Annotated in this window: 4 protein-coding genes; 3 read left to right on the top strand and 1 reads right to left on the bottom strand. The window is 40.5% G+C overall.

From position 1 onward, the window contains the following. The first annotated feature begins 329 nt into the window (after positions 1 to 329). A complete protein-coding gene (gene mtgA, locus VFM80_RS02450; RefSeq protein WP_395069202.1) occupies positions 330 to 1187 on the top strand; it encodes a monofunctional biosynthetic peptidoglycan transglycosylase in 858 nt (285 codons plus the stop codon). 79 nt (positions 1188 to 1266) lie between these two features. Further along, positions 1267 to 3129 carry a histidine kinase dimerization/phosphoacceptor domain -containing protein gene (locus VFM80_RS02445; protein WP_395069200.1) on the top strand — a complete coding sequence of 621 codons (1863 nt, stop codon included), beginning with the start codon at positions 1267 to 1269 and terminating at the stop codon, positions 3127 to 3129. A 12-nt stretch (positions 3130 to 3141) separates the two neighbouring features. Here VFM80_RS02445 and VFM80_RS02440 read toward each other — a convergent pair whose 3' ends face one another. After that, entirely contained in the window at positions 3142 to 3834 is a 693-nt protein-coding gene (locus VFM80_RS02440) for an RluA family pseudouridine synthase (protein WP_395069198.1), read from the bottom strand. A 229-nt stretch (positions 3835 to 4063) separates the two neighbouring features. Between VFM80_RS02440 and uvrC the strand changes: the two genes are divergently transcribed. Next, positions 4064 to 5905: an excinuclease ABC subunit UvrC gene (gene uvrC / locus VFM80_RS02435; protein ID WP_395069196.1), complete on the top strand. Its 1842-nt coding sequence runs from the start codon at positions 4064 to 4066 to the stop codon at positions 5903 to 5905. Positions 5906 to 6000 lie beyond the last annotated feature (95 nt).

The following is a 6000-nucleotide window of genomic DNA, read 5'->3' as shown; positions in this document are numbered from 1 at the left end:
CAGAATCTGAATAAACCACGTACATCCCTCTGGTTTCAAGCTGAAGCTTTTAACCGGTCTCCCTTCAAAGGGAGAATTCTTTAATTCAGGATCTAGAGTAGTACAAGAATTTGAAGTTGAAAAAATCACCCTAAATTTGGTAAAGAGAATTCCCTCTTGGAAGAGGGACCGTAAATGATCTCTGATCATTTACAGGGAGATGTGATTTAAGGGAGAAACATTGGTAAAGGCGTATCACATACGCCCCGGTTTTATAACAATCCAAGCATTTCTAAGAAACAAATTCATCAAAAGTCAGTTTCTTTTCCAAAATTTGATACCTTTGGCTTATGGAAGAGCGTGCATCAAATCCTTGGAAAAAATACGGAAAGATCACGACCGGGGTACTACTCGGCTGGTCGTTTTGGTTTTGTTTTTTGATCCTTGTCCTTCGGTGGGTGAATCCACCCTTCACAGCATTTACCCTGCAGGAAGACTGGGAAGAGTTAGGTAAAGAAAGATATAGCCTGAGAGAAACCTGGGTTCCGGATGAAGAACTTCCCGATCATTTAAAACTGGCATTGATCGCATCCGAAGACCAGCGGTTCTATGAGCATTGGGGATTGGATCCTGCAGCCATCGAAGATGCTATGGAAGAAAAAGAACAAAGCGGGAGGGTTCGCGGAGCAAGCACTATTACTCAGCAGGTTGCAAAAAATCTATTTCTATCACCTGCCCAAAACTATTTCAGGAAAGCATTAGAAGCCGGAATTGCGGTACTTATCGAACTTTTTTGGACCAAAGACCGGATCATGGAAGTGTATTTCAATATTGCAGAATTTGGTCCGGGAATGTTCGGAGTTGGCACCGCCGCTGACTTCTACTACGGAAAACCTGTTTCGGCATTGACTCCCAAAGAATCTGCCCGAATGGTGACGGTACTTCCAAATCCAAAGATCATAGAACCGGAACCGGCATCCGATTATGTGTTAAACCGCAGTGACTGGATCTTAAGAAACATGGAACAACTTAGTGGAATTCAATTTCTGCCCAGAGAATTACCGGACAGTTTAACTGCATTTCCTGATTCTTTAATACGATTTGATTCTCTGATAATTCAGGATAGCACTATTCAGAAAACTAAAAACCTGTCGAATCCTGATACATTACTTTATAAGCAGTTAATGGATAGCCTTATCGATCCTTAGCAGATCATTTCAGTTTTATTTAAATAGTGAATCACCCGCAAAAATTGGTTAGTTTTGAGTCTAAATAATTACGTTACGTATGGCCGGATTTGAAGATAAAGAACAAAAAAGAATAGAGACTCTGTCATCTTATGATATTTTAGATACAGCAGAAGAATCCGAATTTGATAATTTAGCAAAACTGGCGGCCCAGATTTGTGATGTGCCCTTTGCTAAAATTAATTTTATAGATAATGATCGAACCTGGAGCAAAGCCAACTATGGGAATGAGATCAAGGAGACTCCAAAAGAAGTAAGTTTCTGTTACCACACCATTCAAAATGATCGGTACATGGTAGTACAAGACACCGCCAAAGATGATCGATTCAGTAATTTTGATTTTGTAGTCAAAGATCCCGGAATACGGTTTTATGCTGGAGTTAATATCACCCTTGAAGAACATAATTTGGGTACTATTTGTGTACTCGGGCAAGAACCTAAAAAACTGTCCCCTCAACAATTAGAAGCTTTACGAACTCTTTCGAAAGAGGTTGAATCACGGCTTGAGCTCAGAAAAAAGAACAGCGATCTGGCAAGGCTAACTTCTTTTCTGGAGGCTTCGGTTGAATTAATGTTGATAGCAAATCCTAAAGACCGTTCCATTATCTCTGTAAACCGGAATAAAGGTAAGCTCTTTCAAGACCTGTTTGAGACCAAACGTCAGGTGAAACTGGAAGATCTGTTTCAGGAAGGAGACTACATGAGGACGTTAAAGGAATGGGATAAAAGTGGAGCTAAAGAGCCATTCCATATAGAAACATCTGTGCATGGAAAAGATGGTGACAATATACATTTGGAAATAAGTACGATAAAAAAATATGGGAAGTGGCTCATTACGGTTCAGGATATCACCAAAAGAAAGACCATTGAAAATGATCTAAAGCAAGAGAAAAGATTCAATGATGCGATCATAAATTCACTCCCGATCGATTTTTATATGTTCGATGAGCAGCTGCAGCTTATGAGGTGGAATAAGAATATGACCAAAAATACCGGATACTCTGATGAAGAGGTGAAGCAATTGAATCCTTTGGAGTTTTTTGGTGAGGAAGATTATGAGCGGGTAAGCGAACAGATACAAAAAACAAAAGGTGGATCTAAGATCACGTTAGAAGCAGACCTGGTTAAAAAGGATGGGACAACAGAACCATTCCTGTTCAATGCTGCTACTATTGAAAGTAATGGGCAACGCTACTTACTTGGAACCGGTGAAAGCATCAGAAATATGCGGGAGTATCAAAATAAACTGGAAATACTGCTTACAGAAAAAGATGTCCTGCTTGGAGAGGTGCACCATCGCGTAAAGAATAATCTGGCTGTTATTTCAGGGTTTTTGCAGTTAGAAGAATTTATTTCGGAAAATGAGGAAGTAAAACAGGTTCTATCGAACAATCATTTGCGGGTTAAGTCGATGGCTTTGATTCATGAAGAGCTGTATAAAGCAAAGAATTTTAATGAGATTAATTTTGGGAATTTTCTGAATGTATTCTTGAAAGTCCTGAAAGATAAACTGTATGATAAAAGCAAAAATATTACGCTTCAGTTAGATGTTGATACCGTTAAGATAAATATCAATCAGGCTATACCACTAGCTTTGATCATTAATGAACTGGTTTCGAATGCTTATAAATATGCTTTTGAGGGAAGAGAGGAAGGTGATATTTTGGTGGAATTGAAGAATGCCGGAGATAAAATGAACTTAAAAATAAAAGATGACGGGATTGGTTTACCGGAGGGTTTTGTATTTGAGGAAAGTCCAACTTTGGGAACCACATTAGTAACGGCTTATTCGGAGCAGATGGACTCTAAGATTGATATTATTTCTGAAGAAGGAACCGAGTATCGGCTGACATTTTTGAAGAAAAATAATGATAAGGGCTCGAGTGCGAGTGCTTTTTTATGATCTGAATGAGAATTAATACTCAAAGAAATTCCATGGAATACCGCTCGGTTTGGGCGCTTTTAGGATCATAAGCTCTTTTTTTGTTGGGTGTTCAAGCTCTAACTTTACCGCACGCAAAGCGATGTCATTTTCTTTGTTCTTATCGGGATTTCCATATTTATAATCCCCCCAAAGCGGATTCCCTTCTTTAGCAAACTGAACCCGAATCTGATGAGGCCTTCCGGTGATCAGATCCACTTCAACGACACTGTAATTATTATTCTGCTTAAGCGTGATGAACTTAAGCCTGGATTCCTTTGCATTTTTCTTAGGAGATGAATGAGCTTTAACGGTATTCGTACGCTCATTTTTTTCAAGGAAATGCACATGTTCACCGTAAACCGGAGATTTACCGTGAACTAATGCCCAATATGTCTTATTGATAGTACGCTTTCTTATCTGGTAGGAAAGGCGGGAAGCTGCTTTCGAAGTTCTGGCTAAGACCATCACGCCGCTAACCGGACGATCCAAACGATGAACCAATCCTAGGAATACATCTCCGGGCTTGTTGTATTTCTTTTTTATGTACTCTTTGCAAAGATTTAAAACATCAGGATCACCTGTGTGATCTTCCTGAGAAAGTAATCCCGCGGGCTTATCGATCACCAACAGGTGATTGTCTTCGTAGATGATGGGGATGTCGGGGGAAGTTTGAGTTGTATTCATAGATTCAAAATTATGAATTCTAAGAACCAATAATGGAAGGATTTTTAATCGCCACGAAAGCTCAAAAATATGAAATGGATTAGACGAGAGCTTTTGTTTCTTTTATCGGTACAAAAAAAGAGAAGTAATTAAAGGGTTCTATTAGCTGTAAGGTTTTGGAAATCGTAACGAAAAGAAAAATTCATCGGAATGAGTGCCATCAGAAATCGAATTCTGTTATCTTTGAGACATGAGTAACGAAGGACAAGTAAAACTTTCGGAAAAAGTAGCCAATCTCCCCACTTCCCCCGGAGTCTATATATATAGAGATTCCGGTGATTCAGTATTATATGTCGGGAAAGCAAAAAAACTGAGAAACAGGGTTCGTTCTTATTTTCAGGATTCCCGGCCTCAGGATGGGCGCATTAAGACTATGGTCTCGAAGATCGATGATCTGGAAGTTTTTGTAACCGATTCCGAAGCTGAAGCTCTAATTCTGGAGAATAATCTCATCAAGCAATATCAGCCACGATACAATATCATGTATCGGGATGATAAGTCATATCCATATATCTGTATCACTGATGAGACCAAGCCACGGGTATTTCCAACTCGAACGGTGGTAAAAGACGGAAGTAAATATTACGGTCCATATGACAGTGTAGGGGCCATGAAGCGGATGCTGGAAACCATTCGCAAAGGCTTTGATCTGTGTACCTGTGCGGTATCCCAAAAGACAATAGATAAAACCCGTGGCGTTCCTAAATGGCATTCTTGCTTTGATGATTATCTGGAAAATTGCTCCGGAGACTGGGATGATGAAGTGTATCAGGCAACGATCAAAAAAGTGGACCGCCTGCTAAACGGGCAAACTGATGAGTTGCTCCGGGAATTAAAAGAGGAAATGCAGATCGCTTCGGATGCTTTGGCTTTTGAAGAAGCAGCTCAGGTCAGAGATAGCCTGGAAGCCGTAAAACGGTACAGCCAGAAAATGAAAATGGTAGTTTCCCAAAAAGTAGACCGGGACGTATTCGCCATAGGTAAAAATGATGAGATCGGAGAGGCCTGTGGGGTATTGTTCAAGGTAAGGGAAGGGAAGATGATCGGGAAGTTCCACCGATTTCTTAAAAATATAGATGGATTGGAAAAGGGAGAGATGCTGCAATCCTTTGTAGAAGACTACTATACCGGCCAATACACTGCGGCTATTCCTGATGAAGTTTATCTAAGCCATGAAATGATGGATGTAGAGCCACTGGAACAATACCTACATCAGGAAAAGGGGAAGATTGTGCCGGTCCATGTGCCTCAGATCGGGGAGAAAAAGCAGCTTATTAAAATGGCAGAAGCCAATGCTAAATTACACCTGAATGAGCGTGCACTGGAAAAAGAAAAGGCCGAGCGGGATCGAATTCCCCATGCGGTTAAAGAGCTGAAGGAACATCTTAAGTTAAATCGACTCCCCAGACGGATTGAATGTTTTGACAATTCAAACCTGCAGGGTTCTGACCCGGTAGCTTCTATGGTATGCTTTGTGGATGCCAGGCCCCGTAAAAGCGAGTACAAACGCTTCAATATAAAAACAGTAGAAGGGCCCGATGATTTTGCTTCTATGAAAGAGGTGTTGATCCGTCGCTATTCTCGTGTTCAAAAAGAAGGGCAGCATATTCCGGATCTGATCGTTGTGGATGGAGGAAAAGGACAGCTTAGTTCGGCAGTGGAAGCATTAAAAGAAATTGGCTTTTATGAAGAATGTGAGATCATTGGCCTGGCAAAGAGACTGGAGGAAGTTTTTCTGCCGGGAATGTCTGACCCAATTATGATTCCTAAAAAATCATCGGCTCTTAAATTACTGCAACAAGCCAGGGATGAAGCACATCGCTTTGCAATTAATTTTCACCGGCAGAAGCGCAGTAAGAGAACTGTAAAAACTGAATTACTTGATATTGAAGGAGTGGGAGAGAAAACGGCTCAAAAATTACTTAAGGAGTTTGGTTCGGTAAAAAAGATCAAAAAAGCAGAAAAGGGCACGTTACAGGCTGTAGCAGGTAAGTCGGTGGGGGAAAAAGTGTACAACTTTTTCTCAGGGTAGCTCGTCTGACTGAATGAGGTAACATTAACATGTTATATAAATAGCTGTTGCTTGGTACTATAATTTCTGTAGACCGATAAGCAAGGATCAAGTCG

This window comes from Gracilimonas sp., assembly GCF_035704785.1.
Taxonomy (GTDB): Bacteria; Bacteroidota; Rhodothermia; order Balneolales; family Balneolaceae; genus Gracilimonas.
The sequence above is the reverse complement of the archived record's forward strand: the minus strand, read 5'-3'. Positions and strand labels throughout refer to the sequence as shown.